The sequence below is a fragment of the Streptomyces sp. P5F9 genome, from assembly GCF_057961495.1.
Map to the genome: position 1 here is coordinate 1 of NZ_JBXVPZ010000026.1, position 24,383 is coordinate 24,383.

Sequence of the window (24,383 nt, forward strand, 5' to 3'; positions counted from 1 at the left end):
GGGCCCGGGTGGGCGAGGGAGGAGGTGCTGGCGGCGGAACGGCCGCTTGCGGCAAGGCCGTTGGCCGAAGCACCGGTACGCGCGCCCGACTCGGCACCGTCACCGTGACCGTCGGCACCCGAGCGCCTGCCCGCGACGCCGTCAGCGCCCTGGCCGGCACTGCCTACGGCTCCGGCGTCACCCTGTCCCGCCACCGCCCCGTCGCCCGCGCGCTCACCGCCCGCACCACGCGGCACCGGCACACCACCGGTACCGCCTACGGCACCACCGGCTCCAGGCAAGCTGAGCAACTCCGCGAGCCGCTCCTCCCCCGCCAGCCCCTCCGCGAGGCGCCGCTCCGCGTCGTAGGTCCGCTCGGCGGCGGTGGCCGCGTCGGACGCGCGAGCCGCCGTCAACTCCGCGCGGGATTCGGCGGAAGCCGCTTCGCGGGCGTGCTCGGAGGCGCGGCGGGATGCCTCGCGTGCGGTGTCCCAGGAGGCCACGGCGGTCTTCTCGGCGTCGCTCGCGGCGAGGGCCGCGCGGGCCGGGTCGGCGTCGGGGGCACTGTCGTCGAGCCAGCCGGCGCGCACCGCCTCGGCGGTCTCCTGCTCGACCTCGGACAGGCGCTGGCGCAGATGCCCGACCTCGCTGCGGGCTCGCTGCGCCTCGGTGGCGGCGGAGGTCGCGTCCCGGTGCGAGGTCTCGCCGACTTCCTGGAGCGCGGCGGAGCGCTCCTCGCCCTCGTTGGCGAGGTTCTCGGCGCTCTCGGCGGCCGAGTGCAGGGCCCGTACGAGATCGACGGCGGCCTTGGCGCGGGCGGCGAGCGCTGGTGCGGCGTCCCGTTCGGCCTCGCGGATAGCGACGGCCACGCGCGCGGAGCGGTCGGCGGCGGCCCGGTGCCGTAGTACCGCCTCGGCGGCCTGCCAGGCGGCGTGCAGCGTGCGGGCGTCGGCCAGCTCGCGCTTCTGCGCGGCGGCGGACTTCTCCATCGTGGCGAGCGCCAACGAGGCGTGCCGGTAGGCGAGTTCGGCGGCGATCAGCGCGCTGCGCTCCCGCGCCCCCTCGGCGTGCGTGACGGCGTACGCGGCGGCGGTGACCCGCTGGGCGAGGTCGGCGGCCCGCACCCGCTCCTGCGCGCCCCGCGCGGACAGCCGTCGCGCCAGGGTCCGGGTACGGCGCTCGGCGCCGGCGTGGATGTCACGCGCGCGTGCCCGCGCCTCGGCGGCCTCGACGATCCGGCCGAGCAGGTCCACGGAACCGGCCGTGAAGTCCCGCTCGGAGATCAGCTCGGCCCGCCGTCCCAGCTTGTTGCCGAAGCCGCCGACCAGGTCGGCGAGGCCGTCGGTGTCCCGGGTGTCGGTGACCGCGCGGAGCAACAGGTCGGTGAAGTCGGAGTCCTTCTTGACCGCGAAGAGACCGGCGGCCTCGCCCTCGTCGGCGTTCATCTCCCGCTGGTAGCGGAAGAGTTCGGGGTCGAGGCCCAGGTCGCCGAGGTGCTCGATCCAGCGGTCGTGGATCTCCTCCCAGTGCACTTCGAGGTGCGGATACGCCTTGCCCGCCTCGGTGATGGCGTCCCGGAACCCCTTCATGGTGCGCCGCCGGCCCTGTGCTCCGGACGCGCCCTCGACGGGCGGTCGTACGGAAGTGGCCTCGGCGACAGGGAGGTTGTCCAGGCTCAGCCCCGGCCCGGGCCGGAACGAGTACCAGGCCTCGGCGAACTTCCGCGGGTCGTTGGAGACTTGACGCCCCCGCCACTCGCTGACTTTGCCGACCACCACGCACTCGCCGGTCAGTGTGTGCTGCCACTCCAGGGCGACATGACCGCAGTCGTCCGCGAGGAGGAACTTGCGCAGCACACCGGAACTGGCGCCGCCAAGAGTGTTGCGATGTCCCGGCAGCATCACGGAGAAGATCAACTTGAGCAGGACGGACTTGCCGCCACCGTTCTCCAGGAAGAGCACCCCGGCGGGCGCGGGGCGGCGCGGCGGCCCGACGGGCTCGTCCTCGAAGAACTCCGCCTGGGTGGGCGCGGGATCGGGCACGGGCTGGCCCACGCCTCGCAGGTCAAGCACGGTGTCGGCGTAGCGCGCACCGGCGGGCCCGATGGAGTAGAGGCGGACCCGGGACAGCTCGTACATGGCGGACTCTCGTCGTAAGTCTTCGGCAGGTGGGAGGAGTTGAGGAACCTCAGGAGCTGAGGGATCTCAGGAATGGAACGGCAGCCCGGCGTCGGCCACCAGCTCCAGGTCCTCGGTGTCCTCGGCGGGCAACAGGCTGGCGGTGCCGTCGGTGACCGGGACGACGCCCAGCTCCAGCAGCTCGGCCATGGCGGCACTCCCGGCCATGTCACGCACCTGGAGCTGATAGCGGGCGGTCGTGCGATAGGTCCCGCCGTTGTCGTCGCCGGTGCGCTGCAGGAACCCGGAGTCGGTGAGGAAGGCGGCCGCCTTGCCGACGATGCCGGTGGTCGAACCGGCCAGTCTCCGGGCGTCCTTGGTGGCTCCGGTCGCGCTGCGTCTGACCCAGATCCGCCAGGCGGCCTCCAGACCGGGCGCGTCGGTGGCCGGGTCGGTGTTCATGCCCTGCTCGTCGGCCCGCTCCTCCAGCCGCCGGCAGGCCTGCCGTACGAAGGCGTCGACCCCGTTGACCGTGACACGCCCGATGTACCCGTCGTCGGCAAGATCCTCGGGCCGCGGAAACGCCATGGCGGCGACGGCCAAGTGGGCAAGCCCATGCAGGAACCGGTCCCCGGAGTCGGCGGCCGTACGACGCGCGTAGTCCCCCATCCGTACGGCGAACACCGAGTCCTCGGCGGCGGTTACGGCCATCCCCGCGCGCGGGGACACCTCCAGCACGACCAGCCCGAGCCCGGCAGCCACGGCGTCGGCAAGCCGGGCAAACGGCGGATCCTCGCGGTATCGGCGGAGCAACTCCGCGTACTCCTGATCCCGCGCGGGCTGCAACTTCGGCTGCAACCCAAAGGCAACAAGCCGAGCGGCGTCGGCAGCGTCGGCGGGCGTGACAGCGGCACTCACCGCCGGGGCGGCAGCCTCCGGCTCACTCCATTCGCCCTGCTCACTCACGACTGCGACTCCTTGGTCTTCAAAACGAGGTCGATGTCAGGCGCCCCGATGGGGGCGCGGGGCTGTGACATGTGCGGCTCCGCCGCGTGGGCGCGACCAGCCACAGCGGGCGCGCACCCAAAAAACGACAGACCCATCACGCCGCCTCACTCCGCCCCGCGGCCATCCCCGCCGCGTCCAACAAGGCCATCCCCACAATCAGATCGGCCCCACCGAACTCGGGATCATCCAGCTCCACACCGTCGTCCACGGCGAACAACAGCTTCGGTTCCCCCTGCCGATAAGCCGTACCGACGGGCGGACTGGCCGCATGCACAGCCAACAAAGCCACCAGATAAGGAAGTTCGGGATCCCGCCGGCGCGCATCCGCGAGCAACCCCGACAACCGCCGAGGCGCATCCGCAGGCAGATCGAGCAACTCCATGGCCGCCGCCAGCTGCTCCTCGCTGAACCGACTGTCATCCGGCGTGGCGATGAGATCCGGCTCAGGCATCTCCGCACCGAGATGCTCCCGCTCGGCAGGCGGCGTCAGCAGTATGTCGACAAGATCCCCCACCCGAACGGACACCGGCGTACGCAACCCGGTCCCACGAGCGAAGAACGCGTCAGTGACCCGGATCGCCCCCTCCAGGGGCAACGGCAGAACGGGCGAGACGAGATGCCCGTAGAGATCGATCCCCGAGGTCGTCATCGGCGTGGCGAAGGCCTGCCGATCCTGCTCCGCACGGAACAGCGGCCCGGCCTCCAGAAGACGCGACTGAAGCTGCGTGTGCCGCCGGATGCAGTCCTTGACGATGTCGACCAACTCGGCCGCCCGCCGCTTCTGTTCGGCATCCTCGGACTCGTCACGGGCCTTGCGGATATTGGTCAGGATCGCGTTCTCGTGGCGATACCGATCGGCGACGTGGTCGAGGGCCTCGGCGATCATGTCCGGCACGGTGTTGAGCCAGTCCACCGCGCGGACGTTGCGCCGTGTGGCGTCCAGCGCGCGCCGGAGCGTCTCCGAGTACTGCACGGTCCGGTACCGGGCCTGCTCCGCGGCCAGCTGCGCGTCGGCGAGCCGGCCGCGGCTGATCAGCACCTCCAGCTTCACCTCGGCGGCGATCTGCGCACTGGTGACGTCGGTGTCGAGGGCCCCCACGAGGACGTTGACGGCCTCGTCGGTCGTACGGAGGTACACGCTGCCCCCGTAGCCGGGGACCTCTTCGATCAGCTTGAAGTCGTAGTCGCGGCGCACATACGTGCCGTCCTGGGCGAACGTGCCGTAGACCGTGCGGAAGCCGCGGTCGACGCTGCCGACGTTGATCAGGTTCTCCAGGACCCAGCGGGCCACGCGCTCGTGCTCGACGACGGGGCGCTGCGGGGCCTGGGCGGCGATGCGCGGGATGAGCCTGGCCACTATCTGGTCGTGGTCGGCACCCGTGTCGAAGTCCATGTTGAGGGTGACCAGGTCGATGGCGGCGAGGGCCACCTCGGCCATGCCGTAGACCGAGTACTCGCCCGCGAGATTCGCCTTGCGTGCGTCGAGGTCGTGCAGCGGCGCGGTGCAGGCGAGCGCGCGCAGGCGCCGCGCCAGTCCCTCGTCGGCGGCCGGGCCCGGGGCGGGGCGCGGCCCCGCGCTGAACTGGGGCGGAACGCTGTCCGTCGATGCAGGCGAAGTCACGGTGCACAGACTAGGTCCTCGGTCTGACAACGACCCAAACGACGCAGAAGCGACTACCGCCTCAGCCGTGTGTGCGAGTCGGTCGAGCGCCGTGCCGTCCTCAGTCGACCGCCGAGCCGTCCTCGCCGACCCGGTTGCGGTACGCGTCGACGACCCGTTCGAGCGAGTCGTCGAGGTAGACCGCGAGCAGTTTCTCGGCCTCGGCGGGGTCGTTCGCCTGGAGGGCCTGGAGGATCAGGCGGTTGCGCTGGAGGTACGGCTCGTGGAGCGCCTTCGGGTCGTCCACGAGGTGGAAGGCGAGCCGGAGTTCGGCGAAGACGCTGCGCATGAGTTCGTTGGTGCGGGCGGTGCCGGCGAGGGCGACGAGTTCCCTGTGGAAGTGGATGTTCGCCGTACCCACTCCTTTCCAGTCATCTTCGACGGAAGCCACCTGCCCCTCGGTGACGGCCGCGGCGAGCTGTTCGAGGGCGTACGGCGGTTCGCCCAGTCCGCGGACGACGGCGCACTCGACGAGGCGGCGGGTGCGGTAGATGTCCTCGACGTCCTCGACGCTCAGGACCCGGACGAAGACGCCCCGGTTCAACTCGTGGACGAGCAGCCGCTCGTGGGTGAGCAGCCGGAACGCCTCGCGGAGTGTGTTGCGGGACACACCGAGCGCCCCTCCGATGCTGTCCTCCGAGAGCCGCGTGCCCGGTGGGAAATAGCCCTCGGCGATACGGCTCCTGAGGATGTCCGAGACGCGTTCCGCGGTGCTCGTGCGGCCCAGGAGGGCGCGGTCGTCGGCCAGTCCCGCCATCTGCTCTGCCATGCCCGGAATTCAACCGCAGATACAAGAACGAAACAACATGGGTATTGAAGGATCGTTCAACGATCCTCTACCTTTCTCGACAAGGCGCCACCGCTCACCCCGGCGCCGGCTGCTCCCGCACGGCACTGCTCACGCCCAGCACCCTCCGTCCTCCCTCTGCGAGGTGCCCATGAGCACGACCCCTCCACCTCAGGCCCCGGTGACCGGCGTACATCCGGACACGGATGAACTCACCGCCGACGACGGCGCGTTGGCCTGGCTGCGCGCGCTCGGTCCGAACGGCCGCCGCGCCTTCGCCGGCGCGTTCGGCGGCTACGCCCTGGACTCCTACGACTACTTCACGCTGCCGCTGAGCATGGTGGCGCTGGCCGCGTACTTCGGCCTGGACAGCGGCCAGACCGGCCTGTTCACCACGGTCACGCTGGTCGTCTCGGCGGTCGGCGGCGCCGTGGCGGGCGTCTTCGCCGACCGGGTCGGCCGCGTCAAGGCCCTGATGATCACGGTGATCACCTACGCCGTCTTCACCGTGGCCTGCGGCTTCGCGCCCAACTACGAGACCCTGCTGGTGTTCCGCGCCCTCCAGGGGCTCGGTTTCGGCGGCGAGTGGGCGGTCGGCGCGATCCTGGTCGCCGAGTACGCGAGCGCGAAGCACCGCGGCCGTACGCTCGGCGCGGTCCAGAGTTCCTGGGCGGTGGGCTGGGCGCTGGCGGCGGTCGTCTACACGCTGGTCTTCTCGTTCCTCGGCGACGACCTGGCCTGGCGGGTGATGTTCTGGACCGGCGCGCTGCCCGCGCTGCTGGTGCTCTGGGTGCGGCGCCGGGTGCACGACGCCCCGGAGGCGACGGCCGCCCGCGAGCAGAACCCCCAGAAGGGGTCGTTCGCGGCGATCTTCAAGCCGGGCACCGCCGGGTCCCCGGGCCTGCTGCGCACGACGGTCTTCGCGGGCCTGCTCTCCACCGGCGTCCAGGGCGGTTACTACACCCTCGCCACCTGGGTGCCGACGTACCTCAAGACGGAGCGCGGCCTGTCGGTCGTCGGCACCGGCGGCTATCTGACCTTCCTGATCTCCGGCGCCTTCCTGGGCTATCTGACCGGCGGCTACCTCACCGACGTGCTGGGCCGCAAGCGCAACATCTGGCTCTTCGCGCTGCTCTCGGCAGTCTGCATCCTGGCGTACACGCACATTCCCAGCGGCGCCAACACCCTTCTCCTGGTGCTCGGTTTCCCGCTCGGGTTCTGCATGTCGGCGATCTTCAGCGGCTTCGGCTCGTACCTGAGCGAGCTGTATCCGACGGCGGTGCGCGGCACGGGACAGGGCTTCACGTACAACACGGGCCGCGCGGTGGGCGCCGTCTTCCCGACCCTGGTGGGCTTCCTGGCCGACAGTTGGGGTGTGGGCGGAGCGCTCGTCTTCGGGGCCATCGGTTACGGCATCGCGGCACTGGCGCTCCTCGGACTGCCGGAGACGCGTGGAAAGGAACTGGCGTGAACCGCACGGAGGACCGCCCCGTGACCCTCGCCGACGGGCACGCGCACGCGTGGAGCCCGCGTTCCGCCCGGGCCCGGTTCCGGGCCGGGCTGACGGGTCCCACGGCCGGGGTCGCGGCGGGCCACACCCAGGTCAACCTGATCTCGGTGCCCACCGACTGGGCCTACGACATGCTGCTGTTCTGCCAGCGCAACCCGAAGCCCTGTCCGGTGCTCGACGTCACGGACGCCGGCTCCTGGCAGACGGTTCTCGCGGACGGCGCGGACCTGCGCACCGATCTGCCGCGCTACCGGGTGTGGCGGGACGGCGAGTTGACGGACGAGCCGACCGACGTGCGGGCGTACTGGCGTGACGACCTGGTGTCGTTCCTGATCGGCTGCAGCTTCACCTTCGAGTGGTCGCTGAGCGAGGCGGGTGTCCCGATCCGTCACATCGAGCAGGGGCGCAACGTCCCAATGTACGTGACGAGTCGCCCGTGCCGCCCGGCGGGACGACTGCACGGCCCGATGGTGGTGTCGATGCGCCCGGTGCCGCCGGAGCATCTGGCCACGGCGATCCGGGAGACGGCGCTGCTCCCGGCGGTGCACGGCAGCCCCGTACACTGCGGCGATCCCTCGGGGCTCGGCATCGAGGACCTCGACCGGCCGGACTTCGGTGATCCGGTGGACGCCGCTCCGGACGACATCCCGGTGTTCTGGGCCTGCGGAGTGACCCCGCAGGCCGCGGTGATGGCATCCCGCCCGCCGTTCGCGATCACGCACGCGCCGGGCCAGATGTTCGTCACCGACGCCCGCGACGAGCAGTACCGCGTCGCCTGACCAGGAGAGATGATGATCGATCTGAACGCCGACCTCGGCGAGGGCTTCGGCCGCTGGCATCTCACCGACGACGAACAGCTGTTGTCCGTCGTCACCAGCGCCAACGTGGCCTGCGGCTTCCACGCCGGGGACCCGGTCACCATGCGGCGGGTGTGCGAGCTGGCGGCCGAGCGCGGGGTACGGGTCGGCGCGCAGGTGTCCTACCGGGACCTGGCGGGGTTCGGGCGGCGCGCGATGGACGTGCCGTCCGCCGAGCTGGCGGCCGAAGTGGCGTACCAGATCGGCGCCTTGGAGGTGTTCGCCCGCGCGGCGGGCACGCGCGTGTCGTACGTCAAGCCGCACGGCGCGCTCTACAACCGGGTCGTGCACGACCCGGAGCAGGCCGCCGCGGTGATCGAGGGCGTGCTCCTGGCCGGCGGCTCGCTGCCCGTGCTCGGGCTGCCCGGTTCGGTCGTCCTCGACCTGGCAGCCAAGGCGGGCCTGCCGGCCGTCACGGAGGCGTTCGCGGACCGCGCCTACACCGACGAGGGCACCCTCGTGCCGCGCGGCCGGGACGGCGCGGTGGTCACCGACCCCGAGGCCGTCGTGGAGCGCTCGCTGAGCCTGGCCCGCTCCGGGACGGTCGACGCGCTCTCCGGGGCGCGCATCGAGGTACGAGCCCGCTCCCTGTGCCTGCACGGGGACACGCCCGGCGCGGTCGACCTGGCCCGCAGGGTCCGCGCGCGGCTCCTGGAGTCGGGTGTCCGGGTGGAGGCGTTCGCATGAAGGCGCTGCCCGTCGGCGACAACGCGCTCCTCGTCGAGGTCGCCTCCGGGGAGGAGGCCCAGGCCGTCCACGCGGAGCTGCTGCGCCGCCGCGCGGAAGGTCTGCTCACCGTCCGCGAGATCGTCCCCGCCGCCCGCACGGTCCTCCTCGACGGCCTCGAAGACCCGGCCCGGCTGGCCTCCGAACTCGCTGCCTCCGACGTTCCCCCCGCTCCCCCACGCGCGGGTGAGGTGGTCGACCTCCCGGTGCGGTACGACGGCCCGGACCTCGCCGACGTCGCCGCCATGTGGGGCGTACCCGAGGAGGAGGTGGGCCGCATCCACGCGGCCACCGAGTTCCGCGTCGCCTTCTGCGGGTTCGCCCCCGGTTTCGGCTACCTCACCGGCCTCCCGGCCCGCTACGACGTCCCGCGCCGGGCCACCCCGCGCACGGCCGTCCACGCCGGTGCCGTGGGCCTGGCGGGCCCGTACACCGGCGTCTACCCGCGCGCCTCGCCCGGTGGCTGGCAGCTGATCGGCACGACGGACGCGGTCCTGTGGGACACCGCACGCGAGCCGGCCGCGCTGCTGTCGCCGGGCACGCGCGTGCGCTTCGTCCCGGTGGCGGACGTATGACGGACCGCGCGGTCGCCGTCGTACGGGCCGGGGCGCTGACGACGGTGCAGGACCTGGGACGGCCCGGACACGCGCACCTGGGGGTGCCGCGCTCCGGGGCACTCGACGGGCCCGCGGCGGCGCTCGTCAACCGGCTGGTCGGCAATCCGCCCGAGGCGGCCGTCCTGGAGACGACCCTCAACGGCTGTGCCGTACGGCCTCGTTCAACGATCCTCGTGGCCGTCGGGGGCGCCCCCTGCCCGGTCACGGTGGACGGACGGCCCGTCGCCTGGGGCGCCCCCGTGCATGTGCCCGCCGGGGCTCTCCTGGACATCGGAACGGCCGTCTCCGGAGTGCGGTCCTACGTCGCCTTCGCCGGTGGCGTCGGCGTGGAGCCGGTGCTCGGCAGCCGCTCCACGGACCTGTTGTCCGGGCTCGGTCCGCCGCCGCTCACGAACGGCGCCATACTGCCGCTGGGTTCCCCGATGAGCCTCCACGCGTGCGTGGACGTCGCCCCGCAGCCGCGCCCCCCGGTCGAACTCGTCCTGCGGGTGACCCTGGGACCCCGCGACGACTGGTTCACCCCGGAGGCCGTACGCACGTTCACGTCCCGCGCGTACCGGGTGTCCTCGGCGAGCAACCGCATCGGGCTGCGCACCGAGGGGCCCGCCCTGGAGCGGGCCCTCACCGGTGAACTCCCCAGCGAGGGCATGGTCCTCGGTGCCGTCCAGGTGCCACCGGACGGTCGCCCGGTGGTGTTCCTCGCCGACCATCCGACCACCGGCGGGTACCCGGTGATCGCGGTCGTCCGCCCCTCTGACCTCCCGGCGGCCGCTCAGGCGGTGCCCGGAACTCCGGTCCGTTTCGTGGCCGTACGGCGCCGCTGAGGCCCCGGACGCCCTATGCGGCGTCCGGTTGCTCCTGCTGCACCGACAGCGAGGCCAGTGCCATCGACACGGCGTGGGACGCGCTCAGGTCGAGGCGCGCGCTGGTGCCCCGCGCGCGGTGGCGCATCTCGTCGGCGGCCAGCCTCAGGAGCTGCGGCAACAGGTCGGTGCAGCGGCGGGCCACCCACCCGGTGCCCGCGGTCGCCAGCCACAGCAGGCTGGCCGACCTGGTGGGCACCGGGAACTCGGGCTCGGGCGAGGGCGCGACCCCCGAGGCCACGCCCTCGTCGGTGAGCAACGCGTGGAAACGCAGCGCCAGTTGGCGGTGCCCTCGCTCGCTGGGGTGCAGCCGGTCCGCGCTCCAGATCTCGCGGCCCATGATCCACTCGCCCTCCGCCGCGTGCAGATGCACGGCCCCGTACCGCTCCGAGAGCGCGTGCACCACGGTGTTGACGGCTCGTTGCCGTCGGGCCAGCGGGCGGGCCAGGGCGCCCGGGAGGCCGAGCATCGCGCCCGGGTCGGGCAGACAGGCCGTGAGGAGGGTCGCCCCCTGCGCCGTGAAGGCCGCGTAGACCTCGTCGAGGCGCGCGGCCACGGCCTGGATGTCGAAGGTGCAGCGCAGGGTGTCGTTGACGCCTATGACGACGGACACGACGTCCGGGTTCAGGGCGAGCGCGGCCGGGGTCTGCCGTTCCAGCACGTCCCGCGTCTGCGCCCCGCTCACCGCCAGGTTCGTGAACTCCACGGACCCCTCGGGTTGTTGGGCCAGCCCGTCGGCGAGCAGCGCGGCCCAACCGCGCCACGCCTCACCGACGGGATCGCCCACGCCCTCGGTGAGCGAGTCACCGAGGGCGACGAAACGGACCGTTCTCATGCCACGCCTCCGGGCACGAACCGCCGTACCGGAACATCCGCGTCGTGGGCCGCGAGGAACGCGTCGACCGCCGTGTGCCAGCCGAAGCACTCCGCACGCGCGCGTGCGATCTCGCGGCGCTCCACCTCGGAGCGTTCGAGGAGCATGTCGACTGCGTCCGCGAAGGCCCTGCCGTTGTCCGCGGCCGTGGCACCGGCGGAGCCGATCACCTCGGGCAGTGCGGACGAGGCGCTGGCCACCACGGGCGTCCCGCAGGCCATGGCCTCCAGCGCGGCGAGCCCGAAGGTCTCGGCGGGCCCGGGTGCCAGGCACACGTCGGCGGAGGCCTGGAGCGCGCCGAGCAGCCGCCGGTCGGAGACGTGGCCGAGGAAGACGACCGGCAACCCGCGCTCCCGCGCCCGCTGTTCGAGCCGGGCCCGCAGCGGCCCGTCCCCGGCGACGACGAGGACCGCCCGCCGCCCGCGCCGCACCAGCGCCTCCAGGGCGTCGAGCGCCGTGCCGGGCTTCTTCTCCACCGAGAGCCTGGTGCAGGTCACCAGCAGAACCTGGTCCATGCGCGCGTACTCCGCGCGCACCACCGGGTCCCGCAGCGCCGGACTGCGTCCCACCAGGTCGACGCCCAGCGGAGCCCGTACGACATTGCGGGCGCCGATGCGGACGAACTCCCGCTCGGCGAACTCCGTGGTGCACACCACGCGCGCGTAGGTGTGCGCCGTACGGACGTTGAGGGCGTCGGCGGTGCGCCGGGACATGTTCTCCGACAGGCCCCAGGTGCGCAGGACGCCGTCGGCGGTCTCGTGGGACACCATCACGGCGGGGACGCGGGCCCGCCTGGCCCATTTGCCGGTCCAGCGCAGGGTCGTACGGTCGGAGACCTCCAGGCGGTCCGGGGCGAGTTGTTCCAGGAGGGTGGCCACGCGCCGCTTGTCGGCGAGGACGCGGTAGCCGCCGGTGCCGGGGAGCAGCGGCCCGGGCAGGGTGATGACCCGGCCCTGTTCGGTCTCGCGGTCGGTGTGGCGCTCGCCGGGCACGATGAGGACCGGATCGTGCCCGGCCTCCTTGAAGCCCTTGCCCAGCTCGCGCAGGGCGGTGCGCAGCCCTCCGGAGGATGGGGCCACGAAGTTGGCGAGGCGGACGATCCGCAGCGCGGCGGTGTTCATGCAGCCACCACCACCTTGCGCGCGGCGAGGACATCGCCATAGTGCGCGATCAGCTGGTCGCCGACGGCCGCCCAGGTGCGGCCCTCGACCATGGCCCGCGCGGCGGTGCCGTACTCGGCCCGCAGTGCGGGATCGGTGGCCAGGGTCCGCACGGCGTCCGTCACGGCGGCCTCGTCGCGCGGCGGGAAGAGGAACCCGGTGCGCCCGTGGGCGACCAGGTCCAGCGGGCCGCCGGCGGCGGGCGCGACGACGGGGACGCCGCTGGCCATGGCTTCCTGGACGGTCTGACAGAAGGTCTCAAAAGGTCCGGTGTGCGCGAATATGTCCAACGAGGCGAAGATACGGGCGAGCTCGTCTCCGGTACGCCGGCCGAGGAAGACCGCGCCCGGAAGTGCCTCGTCGAGGTGCGGCCGGCTGGGCCCGTCGCCGACGACCACGACACGGACGCCCGGGAGACCGCAGGTTCCGGCGAGGAGTTCGATCTGCTTCTCGGGGGCGAGCCGGCCGACGTAGCCGACGATCAGTTCGCCGTTCGGGGCGAGTTCGCGGCGCAGCGCCTCGTCCCGGTACTCGGGGCGGAAACGCTCGGTGTCCACGCCCCGCGGCCAGAGCCTGACCCGGGGCACGCCGTGTGCCTCCAGGTCGCCCAGGGCCGCGCTGGAGGGCGCGAGGGTGCGGTCGGCGGCGGCGTGCACGGAGCGGATGCGCCGCCAGGCGGTGGCCTCGCCCGCACCGACGTACGTACGGGCGTATCCGGCGAGGTCGGTCTGGTAGACGGCGACGGCGGGGATGCCGAGCCGCGCGGCGGCGGCCATGCCGCGGACGCCGAGGATGAAGGGGCTGGCCAGGTGCACGATGTCGGCGCGGTGTTCGGTGATGGCCGCGGCGACGCGTCGGCTGGGGAGGGCGACGCGGACCTGGGGGTAGCCCGGGAGCGGTAGGGAGGGGACACGGATGACGGGGCACGGCGACTCGGCGTCGGGCCCGGGACCGGCCGAGGTGGCCGGCGCGACGACGAGCGGATGATGACCGCGATCCACGAGGTGCCGGGCGGTCTGGAGCGCGCAGTGGGCCACGCCGTTCACATCGGGGGGAAAGGATTCGGTCACGATGACGACACGCATACCCGTGTTCTCGCCGCGCTGGACGTGCCCGCGTCAACGTGGATCTATGCGAACGGTGAACGTCCCATGAGCGTTGCGCTGCACACCCGAGCAGGTCAGACGGCGTCCATGCGCGTCTGACCCGCGGGTCATCCCACGTTCACACTGCGGGTGCGTCGGGCCCGATCCGGCTCCGTACGGCTGTCTGGACTTCCGCTTCCTCGGCCGGGTCGGCGGCGAGCCTGCGGAGCTGCTCCACGACGCGGGTGTCGGCGGTCTCGGCGTGCCGGGCGGCGATCTCGCGGGTGGTCTCCTCGCAGTCCCAGAGGCACTCGACGGCGAAGCCTGTGGGGTAGGAGGGATCGGTGGCGGCCAGGGCGCGGGCGGCCCGGCCGCGCAGATGGGACGAGGCGGTCTCGCGGTACACATGGCGCAGGACGGGTGCGGCGCAGGCGATGCCGAGGCGTCCGGCGCCGTCGACGAGGGTCCACAGGGTGGGGGCGTCGGGTCCTTCGCCCATGACGGCCTCCCTGAGGGCGCCGAGGACCAGGTCGCTGTCCTGGGCTCCGCCCCGGCAGGCGAGCATGCGTCCTGCGGCGGCGCCGAGCGGGTCGGGTCGGCGGGCCCAGCCGCGGGCGCGGTCCACGGCGGCGACGGACCGCATCCGTTCGAAGGCGTCCACGGCGGCTTCCACGACGGGTGCCGGGCCGGTGGCCACCGCGCGTTCGATGAGGGGGAGGGCTTCGGGATCGTTGCTGTCGGCGAGATAGCGCAGTGCGGTGCAGCGGGCGCCTTCACTGCCGTCCTTGGCGGCCTCGACGATCTCGGGCCGGTCCTCGGGGCCCGCGACGGCGGTGAGGCAGCGGGCGGCGGGGACGTGCAGCGCGGCCCCGCGTTCGAGGCCCTGCTGGGCCCATTCGAACACGGCTTGCACGCTCCATCCCGGACGGGGCCCGGTAGGTCGCATCTGGCGTTGCCAGAGGTCGAAGCAGCCGGCCTCCTGGGCGGCACGCACGCGCGTGGCGATCGATTCGCGTGGATCCTCGGCCCACAGCCGCCAGGGCCGGGGTTCGAAGGCGTCGCGCACGGCGGTGGCCAGTTCGGCCTCGCCCTCGGGGTCGGCCGGGAAACGCGCCAGCACGGGGGCGGCGAGGGCGCGCAGGCCCGCGTCGTCGTCCCTGAGTGCCAGCTCGTCCAGCGCCCAGGCCCAGTTGCTGCCGGAGGCCGCGTACCTGCGCAGCAGCAGGAGCGCGTCCCGCCTGCCGTAGGAGGCGAGGTGCCCGAGGACGGCGAGCGCGAGGCCCGTACGGGACTCCTCGGTGTCGAGGACGTCCTCGGTGTCGAAGAGGTGGGCCTCCACGGCGTCCAGGTCGCCGCCCAGATCGAGGTACAGACGGGCGTAGTACAGGGAGCGGTTCTCCACCTGCCAGTCGTGGCGGGGATCGCGCAGCACACAGTGGTTCAGTGCCGCGAGTGCCTCGGCACGGGGTGCGGTGAGCGCGTGCAGTGTGCCGTCGCCGCGGCCCCGCTGAAGCAGGCCGAGCAGCGTACCGCTGGGCGCTATGACCGGATCGAACATGGGAAACAGCCTCACATCAAGCGTCGACGCAACCGGGGGACGTGCACTACCTGGCCGCGTGACAACACGTCGGGGCGCCCGCCGTTTCCTGCTTGCTGTAGACCATTTTCCTCTGCCTCTCGTAGGTGGCCCATGCGGGCCGCAACTACGGCCCGCGCGGTGCGGCAACACCTGCCCAGCCATCGCGTCCGTAAATCACGACGTCATGATGACCCGGCAGTTCTCGATGCCGCGACCGAAATTTCGGGCGGCGCCGTGCTGCCTTCCCCCGTTTTCCCCCGTTTTCCTTGTCGTACCTGGTCAGAAGGCCCGTCTTCGCTGCCGACGAGCCGCGTGTCAGTGAGCGCCGAACAGCTCCAGCAGCTCGGCCTTGGCGAACATCCGGGCCGTGTCGACCGCCGACGGGGTGCCCGCGGCCGGATCGGCGCCGGCCTCCAGCAGGACGTCGATCACCTCCTGCTCGCCCTTGAAGACGGCTCCGGCGAGCGGCGTCTGGCCCCGGTCGTTGATCCGGTCGGCCTCGGCGCCGCGCGCCAGCAGGGCCCGTACGGCGTCGGCGTGCCCGTGGTACGCGGCGAGCATCACCAGGGAGTCGCCGCGGTCATTGGTGAGGTTGGCCGGGACACCCGCGTCCACGTAGGCGACCAGCGCCTCGGTCCCGCCCTGGCGGGCCAGATCGAAGATCTTGGTCGCGAGCTCCACGACCTCGGGGTCGGGGGCTTCACTCATCGGCCTGACCGCCTCTCACTAGTACGGGTGAATCGCCAGCGTACTGGCTCCACAGACACATGACCGGCCCCCTCCGAGGCAAAGATCACCCTTGGGCCCGACACGGGTGAAACCCCTGCTCAGACGGCCCGAATGCGCTCCGCCATCCGAGGGAAATTCGCCGGAATTCACCCACTTGCACCTTTTATCGTATGGATACATCCTGTGATCCTGGAACAACTCATGGTGACTGTCCCCACGAACCAGGAGAGCTCAAATGATCCTGTCCATGTCAGGCGTCGTCCTTCTCGGCATCATCGTCTTCCTCTTCTTCAAGAAGGACGGACTCAAGGCCTCCCACGCCATTGTGGCCGCGCTCTTCGGCTTCTACATGGCCAGCACGGCCATCGCACCGAGCATCAAAGCCGGCGGCGAGAGCCTGGCGAGCCTCCTCGGCGGCATCAAGTTCTGACGCAACCACCCGTACGGACCTTCAGGAGACAGCAGTGGCCCGGCGCCCCCTCCCCCGCATCCTGAGCAACGGCACCGCCCAGATCGCCCGGAGCCGGGAGCTGGCCCGGACGGCGGCCGACAGCGCCACCGATGTCCTCCATCCGCTGATCACGATCACCAAGGGTCTGCGCCGGCTGGCATCCGCCGGCCGGCGCAGATGGGCCGAGACCCCCAAGGACAAGCGCGGGCCGCTGCTCTTCCTGGTGGCCTCGGTGATCCTGGTCGTGGCCCTGGTCCCGTACGGCCCGCTGCTCGCCGCCATCACCCTGATGGCGGCGGCGGCATGGCAGGGCCGGGACCACACCCCGCCGGCACCCGAAGGGCCCGACGAGTCCCAGACCCAGCGCCTCCAGTCCCTCTACGAGGCGCTGGTGCCCTACTTCTCGGCCGCCGAGGACCCGGCGCCCCTGTTCGCCCACGGCGGAGACTGGGAGAAGGCGTTCCCCGCCTACGAGTTCGACGGCGCGGGCCGGATCTCCCATCTGGTCGTCCGCTATCCGGCGTACTTCACCGACGGCGAGGCCGACTCCCGCGCGCGCATCGAGCAGCTGCTCACCGCGAAGTCCGGCCGCGGCCGGGAGTACCACTTCGCGTGGGACGAGGAGGGCAACCAGCTCACGATCGGCGTCCTCGCCCCGCTCCCCACCGACATCGCCGCCCAGCGCTTCGTCACCGCCCCCGGCGAGACCGTGCTGGGCTTCACCGACCCGACCCAGGTCCACCGCACCCTCCCCCTCACCCACGGTGAGGAACAGCGCGACGTCCCGCCGGTCGTCTGGCGCACCGGCATCCGCTCCACCGAGCCGAACCTGCTGGTCATGGGCCAGCCCGGCAGCGGCACCTCCACCCTGCTGCGCTCGATCGCCCTACAGGCCCTCCAGTACGGCGACGTCCTGATCGTCGAGGGCGGCGGCACCGGCGAGTACGCGTGCCTCACCGGCCGGGACGGGGTCCTCGCGGTCGAGTGCGGGCTGGCCGGCGCCCTGGCCAGCCTGGAGTGGGCGTCCCACGAAACGGAGCGCCGACTGATCGCGGCCAACCGCGCCCGCCAGTCGGGCCAACCGGCACCGGACGACACCAGGCGCCCCCTGTGGATCATCCTGGACCGCCCGAGCGCCTTCGCCCACGTGGCGACGGCCGACGGCTGCAAGGACCCGCAGTCCCTGCTCCAGGTCCCCCTCCGACACGGCCGCGCGGCCAATGTGACGGTGGTGGTGGCCGACCAGTTCGACAGCGCGGACACCCTCAGCGACGCCGTACGACAGCACACACGCGCGCGTGTCGTCCTCGGCCCCGCCACCGCCGCCCAGCTGGAGGCGGTCTTGGGCGTTCCCCCGCACACCACGCCGATCGCCCAGGTCCCCCCGGGCCGCGGCTACGCCCGGCTCGGCAACGGCCCCGTCCACCGCCTCCAGGTCCCGGCGACCCCGGACCCGTACGACGACGCGACGAACGACGCGCATCGCCAGGCGGTCCTGGCCCTGCTCCCGCCGCACACGACACCGGTGGACGCGGAGGAGACCCTGCCCACCGAGGCGCTCCCCGCGGAAGCGGCGGTCGAGGCCGCAGTGGCGGAGACTTCGTAACAGCCCGGGGGTCGGTGCGGGCGGGGCCGGAAGTCACCCGCCCGCGCCGGAACCGGGCACCTGGAGACTCGTCTACGCCACGAACGTGCGGGGCGAATCGCCGCCCCCGGTGACCCCGTTCTCCACCAGCCGGGCCGCGGCGGCCAGCCGTACCGCCGCCTCCTCGGCCACCGCGCCGCCCACGGTGAACGGCAGGCGCACATACCCCTCGAAGGCGCCGTCGACGCCGAAGCGCGGCCCGGACGGGACCCGCAGGCCCACCCGCTCCCCCATCTCCGCGAGCCGTGAGCCCGACAGTCCGCCGGTGCGCACCCACAGCGTGAGCCCGCCCTTGGGCACCTCGAACTCCCAGTCGGGCAGTTGCCGCCGCAGCGCCCCGACCAGCGCGTCCCGGTTCTCGCGGGCCTGAGCGCGCCGGATGTCGACGGCCTGTTCCCAACCGCCGGTGCTGAACAGCCAGTTGACGGCGAGCTGCTCCAGCACGGGGGTGCCGAGGTCGGCGTAGGCGCGGGCGGCGACCAGGCTGCGGATGACGTCGGGGGCCGCGCGGACCCAGCCGATGCGCATGCCCGCCCAGAAGGCCTTGCTGGCGGAGCCGACGGTGATCACCGTCGAACCCGCCGGGTCGAAGCCGCAGACGGGGCGCGGCATGTCGACGTCGTCGTCCAGCCACAGCTCGGTCATCGTCTCGTCGGCGACGAGCACGGTGCCCGCCGAACGGGCCGCGTCGACGAGTTGGCGCCGCTGGTCGTCGTCGGCGAGGGCACCGGTCGGGTTGTGGAAGTCGGCGACGACGTACGCGAGCCGGGGCGCGGCGTCGCGCAGCACCTGACGCCAGCGGTCCATGTCCCAGCCGGAGAGCCCGTCGGCCATCGCCACGGGCACCAGCCGGGCGCCCGCCTCCCGCATCAGCTGAAGGATGTTGGCGTAGGAGGGCGACTCGACGGCGACCCGCTCGCCGCGCCCCGCGAAGAGGTGGCAGATGGCGTCGATGGCGCCCATCGCACCGGTGGTGACCATGATCTGCTCGGGCATCGTCGGGATCCCGCGCAGGGTGTACCGCTCGGCGATCATCGCGCGCAGCGCGGGCAGCCCGGCCGGATAGTCGCCGTGCGTGTGGGCGTACGGCGGCAGCTCCTCCAGGGCGCCCTGCACGGCCCGCGTGAGCCACGGCTCGGGCGCGGGCAGCGAGGCGCAGCCGAGGTCGATCACCGAACCGAGGGCCTCCGGGGGCAACGGCTCCAACCCGCGCGCGGGGAGCGGGTTTCCGGCCGGTACGGCGGTCCAGCTGCCCGCCCCGCGCCGCGATTCCAGGAACCCCTCGGTGCGCAGCGCCTCATAAGCGGCGGCGACGGTGGTGCGGCTGACGGACAGCGCGAGCGCCAGCTCCCGCTCGGCGGGCAGCCGGGCGGCCACCGGGACGCGCCCCTCCAGCACGAGCAGCCGGATGCCGTCCGCGAGCGCGCGATAGGCGGGCGGCCGGCGGGTGCCGGGTCCGGCGGGCCGGTCCTGCTGGGAGTTGAGCAGCCGGGCGAGCTGCGCGGCGCCCATCGCCGAGGTCCACTGCGCCATGGAAACCAGTCCACCTTCCCTGAATTGGCCATGGATGGCATTCGTTCTCAAGCCACAGAGTGCCATGTGTCAGGCCACTACCACCACCAGGGAGCCCCCTTTGTCCACGCAGAGCCGCCTCGGACGACGGTTGGTCCAGCTGTACGTCGGACTCGCCCTGTACGGCACCAGCTCGGCGCTCCTGGTGGTGTCGGGCCTGGGTCTGGAGCCCTGGAACGTGCTGCACCAGGGCCTCGCCGAACTCACCGGCCTGACGATCGGCGTCGTCTCGATCATCGTGGGCGCGGCGGTGCTGCTCCTGTGGATCCCGCTGCGCCAGCGCCCGGGCCTCGGCACGGTCTCCAACGTGTTCGTGGCCGGCCTGGCCATGGACGGCACCCTCGCGCTGGTGCCCGACGCGCACGGTCTGGCCGTACGGATTCCACTGCTCCTGACGGGCATCCTGCTCAACGGGACCGCCACCGGGCTCTACATCTCCGCGAACTTCGGACCGGGACCCCGCGACGGGCTGATGACCGGGCTGCACCGGCTCACGGGCCGGTCGATCCGGCTGATGCGGACGGTGATCGAGGTCGCGGTCGTGGCCGCCGGCTTCGCGCTCGGCGGCACCGTCGGCATCGGCACCCTGCTGTACGCCGTGGCGATCGGACCGCTGGCCCAGCTGTTCCTGCGCGTGTTCGCCGTCCCGTCGGCATCCGGCGGCAGCACGGTCGTAGTCACCGGGTCACCGGAACGGGCGATACTGCCCCGGTGACCACGCTCATACGTCATCCGTACCTCGACCACCCCGGCCCCATCCCCTTCGCCCACCGTGGCGGGGCGGCGGACGGCCTGGAGAACACCGTGTTCCAGTTCCGCCGCGCGGTGGAGCTCGGCTACCGGTACATCGAGACCGACGTCCACGCCACGGCGGACGGGAAACTCGTCGCCTTCCACGACGAGACCCTGGACCGGGTGACCGACGGCGCCGGGCGGATCGCGGATCTGTTCTGGTCGGACGTGAGCCACGCGCGCGTGGCGGGCAGGGAACCGGTGCCCCTCTTCGAGGAGTTGCTGGAGACCTTCCCCGAGGTGCGCTGGAACGTCGACATCAAGGCGGAGCCCGCACTCCGTCCACTCCTGGACCTGCTGGAGCGCACCGACTCCTGGAACCGCGTCCTCGTGGGCTCCTTCTCCGAGAAGCGCGTGGTCCGCGCCCAGCACCTGGCCGGGCCGCGCCTGGCCACGTCGTTCGGCACACGCGGGGTACTGAATCTGCGGCTGCGGTCCTGGGGCGCGCCTCTCCCGGTGCGCCGCTCGGCGGTCGCAGCCCAGGTGCCCGAGGAGCAGTCCGGCGTCCCCGTGGTCGACCGCCGCTTCGTGAGCGCCGCCCACGCGCGCGGGGTGCGGGTCCACGTGTGGACCATCAACGAGGCCGATCGCATGCACCGGCTCCTTGACCTGGGAGTGGATGGCATCATGACCGATCACATCGACACACTGCGCGAGGTCATGGTGGAGCGGGGCGTCTGGGCCTGAGCCCCCGGGGCGACGCGTTCACGGGGAAGCGAGGGCACGGGTGGGTACCGACACCCTGCGGTCACCGGCGGCCGACGAGGCCGCCGAGCGGCGGCGCGAGCAGCGCGGCTGGTACTTCTACGACTGGGCCTGCTCCGTCTACTCGACGAGCGTGCTCACCGTGTTCCTGGGCCCCTACTTGACCTCGGTCGCCAAGTCGGCGGCGGACCCGGACGGGTTCGTGCATCCCCTGGGGATACCGGTCCGGGCGGGGTCCTTCTTCGCCTACACCGTCTCAGCGTCCGTCATCGTGTCGATCCTGGTGATGCCCCTCGCGGGCGCGGCGGCCGACCGCACGGGCCGCAAGAAACCCCTCCTGGCGCTTGCCGCCTATGTGGGCGCGACCGCCACCACGGGCCTGTTCTTCCTGGACGGCGACCGCTATCTGCTCGGCGGCTTCCTGCTGATCGTCGCCAACTCGTCGGTGGCCGTCTCGATGGTCGTGTACAACTCCTACCTTCCGCAGATCGCCCCTCCGGAGGAGCGCGACGCGGTCTCCTCCCGCGGCTGGGCCTTCGGCTACGCCGCGGGCTCCCTCGTCCTCGTCCTGAACCTGATCCTCTTCACGGCCCACGACTCATTCGGCCTCTCCGAGTCGATGGCCGTGCGCATCTGTCTCGCCTCGGCCGGGATCTGGTGGGGCGCCTTCACCCTCGTACCGCTCAAACGGCTGCGCGACCGCGGCCGTACGACGTCCGAGGCTCCGACGGCTCAGGGCTGGCGGCAGCTCGCGGCGACCGTCAGGGACATGCGCGGCAAACCACTCACGCTGTCCTTCCTCTTCGCCTATCTGATCTACAACGACGGCATCCAGACGGTGATCTCCCAGGCATCCGTGTACGGCTCGGAGGAGCTGGGCCTGAGCCAGTCCACGCTCATCACGGCCGTCCTGATGGTCCAGGTGCTCGCGGTGGCGGGCGCGCTCGGCATGGGGCGACTCGCCCGGACGTACGGGGCCAAGCGGACGATTCTCGGCTCGCTGGTCGCGTGGACGGTGACGCTGGCCGCCGGGTACTTCCTGCCCGCCGGCGCGCCCGTCTGGTTCTTCGTGCTGGCCGCCGGGATCGGCCTCGTCCTGGGCGGCAGCCAGGCGCTGTCCCGGTCCCTGTTCTCCCATCTCGTGCCGCCCGGGAAAGAGGCCGAGTACTTCTCGGCGTACGAGATGAGCGATCGGGGCATGAGCTGGCTGGGCCCGCTTCTGTTCGGGGTGACCTACCAGCTGACCGGAAGTTACCGGGACGCGATCATCTCCCTGGTGGTCTTCTTCGTGGTGGGATTCGTGCTGCTCGCACGGGTTCCGGTGGCGCGGGCGATCGGCGACGCGGGGAATCCTCTTCCCGAGAGGATTTAGCGCTGGAGGCGAAAGGGCGGTAGTGTACGCGTTTGGCCTGCCTGGCGTACCGTTACTGCGCGTCAAAGATGACGAATCGCTAGGTGACATCTGCTAGTAGATGTGACAAACCGGGCGCTGGTGGGTACAACAAGGGGCGGCTACGACGGCGACGCATGACCCCGTACGGGAATCTTTACCGCCGACCGGACGTTGACCGGATGACGACGACAGCGACACCTGTCCTGTGGGCGACAAGCCCGGGAGGCACGATTCATGAGTGAGCGAGCTCTTCGCGGCACGCGCCTCGTGGTGACCAGCTACGAGACGGACCGCGGTATCGACCTGGCACCACGCCAGGCCGTGGAGTACGCATGCGAGAAGGGACATCGCTTTGAGATGCCCTTCTCGGTCGAGGCGGAGATTCCGCCGGAGTGGGAGTGCAAGGTCTGCGGGGCCCAGGCACTCCTGGTCGACGGCGACGGCCCTGAGGAAAAGAAGGCCAAGCCCGCGCGTACCCACTGGGACATGCTGATGGAACGGCGCACCCGCGAGGAACTCGAAGAGGTCCTTGAGGAGCGTCTTGCCGTTCTCCGTTCCGGCGCGATGAATATCGCGGTTCACCCGAGGGACAGCCGCAAGTCGGCCTAGTCCTGAAGGTGCGGGGCGGTTCTACCGCACAAGGCACAAAGCGAGTAAGCGCGGGCGCCGTACGAATCTGTACGGCGCCCGCGCTTTTGCCTGTCCGCGACCGGGTCAGCGGGCGAGCGGCGGGCGCGGGCCCTGCGGGGCGTCGCCCGCGGGCTCGTCCCGGATGACCTCGCCCTGGACGACCTTGCCGTCCGGGCGGTGCATACGGGCCTGCTGGAAGGCATCTCCCAGGGTGCCGGGGGCGGCCTTGCGGAGCTTCCGCTCGACCACGCGCTCCGTGTAGCGCGCCAGGGCCTTCTGGACCGGCGGGATCAGCAGGAGCAGGCCCAGGGCGTCCGAGATCAGCCCGGGGATCATCAGCAGCAGGCCGCCGAGCATCATCAGGCCGCTGCCACCGCCGCTGGCCGGGGCGGTGCCCTGCTGCACGGCCTGGCTCAGGTTCTGGAAGGCCCGCCGGCCCGCCCGCTTGATCACCACGGCGCCGAGCACGAACCCGGCGAGCAGCAGCAGGAAGACCGTCAGCCCGCTCGACGCGCCCGCGACCACCGTCAGCAGCCAGATCTCCAGCACCAGCCACACGGCGATGCCCAACGGCAGGAACGTACGCAGCCGGGAACGCGGAGGCCGGGCGGCGGAGGAAGGGGTGGGTGCGCCAGTCGTCATACGTCCAGTGTGCCTGGGCCCGGCTCAGGGCGGGATAAGCGGACGATCAACGAGGCCTGTGAAGTCGTAGGGCTACGGCTGTGACGGCTTTCTCCCGGGGTTGCCGCGGCCGCGGAGTCTGCCGACGCGCTCGCCCACGCCCCACGTCGTGACCCGCCACAGGGCCTCGACGAGGATGTCGCGGCTCATCTTGGAGTCGCCGAGTTCGCGCTCCACGAAGGTGATGGGGACCTCGACGACGTGGTAGCCGGCCTTGACTGCGCGGCGGGCCAGGTCGACCTGGAAGCAGTAGCCCTGGGAGGCCACGTCGTCCAGGCCGAGGCCTTCGAGGGTCTCGCGGCGGAAGGCGCGGTAGCCGCCGGTGATGTCGCGCAGCGGCAGGTCGAGGGCCACGCGCGAGTAGAGGCTGCCGCCGCGGGAGATGAACTCGCGGGACTTCGGCCAGTTCACCACCCGGCCGCCGGGCACCCAGCGGGAGCCGAGCACCAGGTCCGCGCCCTTGAGCGCGGTGAGCAGCCGGGGCAGCTCCTCGGGCTGGTGGGAGCCGTCGGCGTCCATCTCGATGAGGACGCCGTAGCCGTTGTCCATGCCCCAGTGGAAACCCGCCAGGTAGGCGGCGCCGAGGCCTTCCTTGCCCTTGCGGTGCAGCACCTGGACCTGTTCGTCCTCGGCCGCCAGCTCGTCGGCCAGCTTGCCGGTGCCGTCGGGGCTGTTGTCGTCCGCCACGAGGACATGAGCCTCGGGGACCGACTTCCGCACCCGACGGACGATGGACTTGATGTTCTCCGCCTCGTTGTAGGTCGGAATGATCACCAAGGCCGTGCCGAGCGGGCCGAACTTCCGCCCCTGGGCCTGTGCCGCGAGGGCTCCGTCGCCGTCGTTCACTGCTGCCCCTTCATGTCCGTACGCAGGCGTCCACCATAGTGGCCGCGGCCTGCGATGACGTGCCACGTCGTTCGTACGGTGGTGTCGATTCGACAAGAACGGGGTAAGACTGCCCCT

Annotated in this window: 22 protein-coding genes and 1 pseudogene; 11 read left to right on the forward strand and 12 right to left on the reverse strand. The window is 72.0% G+C overall.

From position 1 onward, the window contains the following. The 4 genes and pseudogenes from AC31A1_RS07445 to AC31A1_RS07460 all read right to left on the reverse strand — a co-directional run. Nucleotides 1–2,117 (reverse strand): annotated as a pseudogene (locus tag AC31A1_RS07445) (hypothetical protein); the annotation flags it as partial. A gap of 66 nt (nt 2,118–2,183) precedes the next feature. Beyond that, entirely contained in the window at nt 2,184–3,062 is an 879-nt protein-coding gene (locus tag AC31A1_RS07450; RefSeq protein WP_489652461.1) for a hypothetical protein, read from the reverse strand. Nucleotides 3,063–3,198: 136 nt separating this feature from the next. After that, nucleotides 3,199–4,725 (reverse strand): hypothetical protein, encoded by a 1,527-nt coding sequence (locus tag AC31A1_RS07455; RefSeq protein WP_489652462.1) that lies wholly within the window; start codon nt 4,723–4,725, stop codon nt 3,199–3,201. A gap of 100 nt (nt 4,726–4,825) precedes the next feature. Then, nucleotides 4,826–5,533, reverse strand: coding sequence for a GntR family transcriptional regulator (locus AC31A1_RS07460; protein ID WP_489652463.1), 708 nt, complete (start codon nt 5,531–5,533; stop codon nt 4,826–4,828). Between the two features lie 169 nt (nt 5,534–5,702). Between AC31A1_RS07460 and AC31A1_RS07465 the strand changes: the two genes are divergently transcribed. Genes AC31A1_RS07465 through AC31A1_RS07485 form a run of 5 tightly spaced genes read left to right on the forward strand, consistent with a single transcriptional unit; the run spans nt 5,703 to nt 10,085 of the window. Further along, nucleotides 5,703–7,022: an MFS transporter gene (locus AC31A1_RS07465; protein ID WP_489652464.1), complete on the forward strand. Its 1,320-nt coding sequence runs from the start codon at nt 5,703–5,705 to the stop codon at nt 7,020–7,022. Next, nucleotides 7,019–7,840: a putative hydro-lyase gene (locus tag AC31A1_RS07470; RefSeq protein ID WP_489652465.1), complete on the forward strand. Its 822-nt coding sequence runs from the start codon at nt 7,019–7,021 to the stop codon at nt 7,838–7,840. The genes AC31A1_RS07465 and AC31A1_RS07470 overlap by 4 nt, the downstream gene beginning before the upstream one ends. A 12-nt stretch (nt 7,841–7,852) precedes the next feature. Further along, nucleotides 7,853–8,605 (forward strand): LamB/YcsF family protein, encoded by a 753-nt coding sequence (locus AC31A1_RS07475; RefSeq protein WP_489652466.1) that lies wholly within the window; start codon nt 7,853–7,855, stop codon nt 8,603–8,605. Then, entirely contained in the window at nt 8,602–9,219 is a 618-nt protein-coding gene (locus AC31A1_RS07480; protein ID WP_489652467.1) for a 5-oxoprolinase subunit B family protein, read from the forward strand. Before AC31A1_RS07475 ends, AC31A1_RS07480 begins: the two co-directional genes overlap by 4 nt. Beyond that, nucleotides 9,216–10,085, forward strand: a complete 870-nt coding sequence (locus AC31A1_RS07485; protein ID WP_489652468.1) for a 5-oxoprolinase subunit C family protein — start codon at nt 9,216–9,218, stop codon at nt 10,083–10,085. The genes AC31A1_RS07480 and AC31A1_RS07485 overlap by 4 nt, the downstream gene beginning before the upstream one ends. Nucleotides 10,086–10,098: 13 nt before the next feature. Here AC31A1_RS07485 and AC31A1_RS07490 read toward each other — a convergent pair whose 3' ends face one another. The 5 genes from AC31A1_RS07490 to AC31A1_RS07510 form a co-directional block, all read right to left on the reverse strand. Further along, a complete protein-coding gene (locus AC31A1_RS07490; protein ID WP_489652469.1) occupies nt 10,099–10,959 on the reverse strand; it encodes an SGNH/GDSL hydrolase family protein in 861 nt (286 codons plus the stop codon). After that, complete coding sequence (locus AC31A1_RS07495; protein ID WP_489652470.1) at nt 10,956–12,119, reverse strand: glycosyltransferase; 1,164 nt, start codon at nt 12,117–12,119, stop codon at nt 10,956–10,958. The genes AC31A1_RS07490 and AC31A1_RS07495 overlap by 4 nt, the downstream gene beginning before the upstream one ends. After that, entirely contained in the window at nt 12,116–13,243 is a 1,128-nt protein-coding gene (locus AC31A1_RS07500) for a glycosyltransferase family 4 protein (RefSeq protein ID WP_489652471.1), read from the reverse strand. The genes AC31A1_RS07495 and AC31A1_RS07500 overlap by 4 nt, the downstream gene beginning before the upstream one ends. A gap of 139 nt (nt 13,244–13,382) precedes the next feature. After that, a complete protein-coding gene (locus tag AC31A1_RS07505; RefSeq protein ID WP_489652472.1) occupies nt 13,383–14,801 on the reverse strand; it encodes a HEAT repeat domain-containing protein in 1,419 nt (472 codons plus the stop codon). 336 nt (nt 14,802–15,137) lie between these two features. Next, nucleotides 15,138–15,530 (reverse strand): ankyrin repeat domain-containing protein, encoded by a 393-nt coding sequence (locus AC31A1_RS07510; RefSeq protein WP_489652473.1) that lies wholly within the window; start codon nt 15,528–15,530, stop codon nt 15,138–15,140. Nucleotides 15,531–15,786: 256 nt separating this feature from the next. On the opposite strand from AC31A1_RS07510, the gene AC31A1_RS07515 reads away from it, so the two are divergent. After that, nucleotides 15,787–15,981, forward strand: a complete 195-nt coding sequence (locus AC31A1_RS07515) for a hypothetical protein (RefSeq protein WP_019066471.1) — start codon at nt 15,787–15,789, stop codon at nt 15,979–15,981. A gap of 34 nt (nt 15,982–16,015) precedes the next feature. After that, a complete protein-coding gene (locus AC31A1_RS07520) occupies nt 16,016–17,608 on the forward strand; it encodes a hypothetical protein (protein WP_489652474.1) in 1,593 nt (530 codons plus the stop codon). Between the two features lie 72 nt (nt 17,609–17,680). Here the strand turns inward: AC31A1_RS07520 and AC31A1_RS07525 are convergent, their stop codons facing one another. Beyond that, nucleotides 17,681–19,180: an SCO1417 family PLP biosynthesis transcription factor gene (locus tag AC31A1_RS07525; protein ID WP_489652475.1), complete on the reverse strand. Its 1,500-nt coding sequence runs from the start codon at nt 19,178–19,180 to the stop codon at nt 17,681–17,683. A gap of 64 nt (nt 19,181–19,244) precedes the next feature. Here AC31A1_RS07525 and yczE point away from each other — a divergent pair, with 64 nt between their 5' ends. The 4 genes from yczE (at nt 19,245) to AC31A1_RS07545 (ending at nt 22,718) form a co-directional block, all read left to right on the forward strand. Further along, nucleotides 19,245–19,934 (forward strand): membrane protein YczE, encoded by a 690-nt coding sequence (gene yczE, locus AC31A1_RS07530; protein ID WP_489652476.1) that lies wholly within the window; start codon nt 19,245–19,247, stop codon nt 19,932–19,934. Further along, nucleotides 19,931–20,698 carry a glycerophosphodiester phosphodiesterase family protein gene (locus AC31A1_RS07535; RefSeq protein ID WP_489652477.1) on the forward strand — a complete coding sequence of 256 codons (768 nt, stop codon included), beginning with the start codon at nt 19,931–19,933 and terminating at the stop codon, nt 20,696–20,698. Before yczE ends, AC31A1_RS07535 begins: the two co-directional genes overlap by 4 nt. A 40-nt stretch (nt 20,699–20,738) precedes the next feature. Further along, nucleotides 20,739–22,088 carry an MFS transporter gene (locus AC31A1_RS07540; RefSeq protein WP_489652478.1) on the forward strand — a complete coding sequence of 450 codons (1,350 nt, stop codon included), beginning with the start codon at nt 20,739–20,741 and terminating at the stop codon, nt 22,086–22,088. A gap of 255 nt (nt 22,089–22,343) precedes the next feature. Further along, nucleotides 22,344–22,718, forward strand: coding sequence for an RNA polymerase-binding protein RbpA (locus AC31A1_RS07545; protein WP_003977404.1), 375 nt, complete (start codon nt 22,344–22,346; stop codon nt 22,716–22,718). A 105-nt stretch (nt 22,719–22,823) separates the two neighbouring features. Here AC31A1_RS07545 and fxsA read toward each other — a convergent pair whose 3' ends face one another. Both fxsA and AC31A1_RS07555 read right to left on the reverse strand, forming a co-directional pair. After that, nucleotides 22,824–23,381, reverse strand: coding sequence for an FxsA family membrane protein (gene fxsA, locus AC31A1_RS07550; RefSeq protein ID WP_489652479.1), 558 nt, complete (start codon nt 23,379–23,381; stop codon nt 22,824–22,826). Between the two features lie 72 nt (nt 23,382–23,453). Then, nucleotides 23,454–24,266 (reverse strand): polyprenol monophosphomannose synthase, encoded by an 813-nt coding sequence (locus AC31A1_RS07555; RefSeq protein ID WP_489652480.1) that lies wholly within the window; start codon nt 24,264–24,266, stop codon nt 23,454–23,456. Between the last annotated feature and the right edge of the window lie 117 nt (nt 24,267–24,383).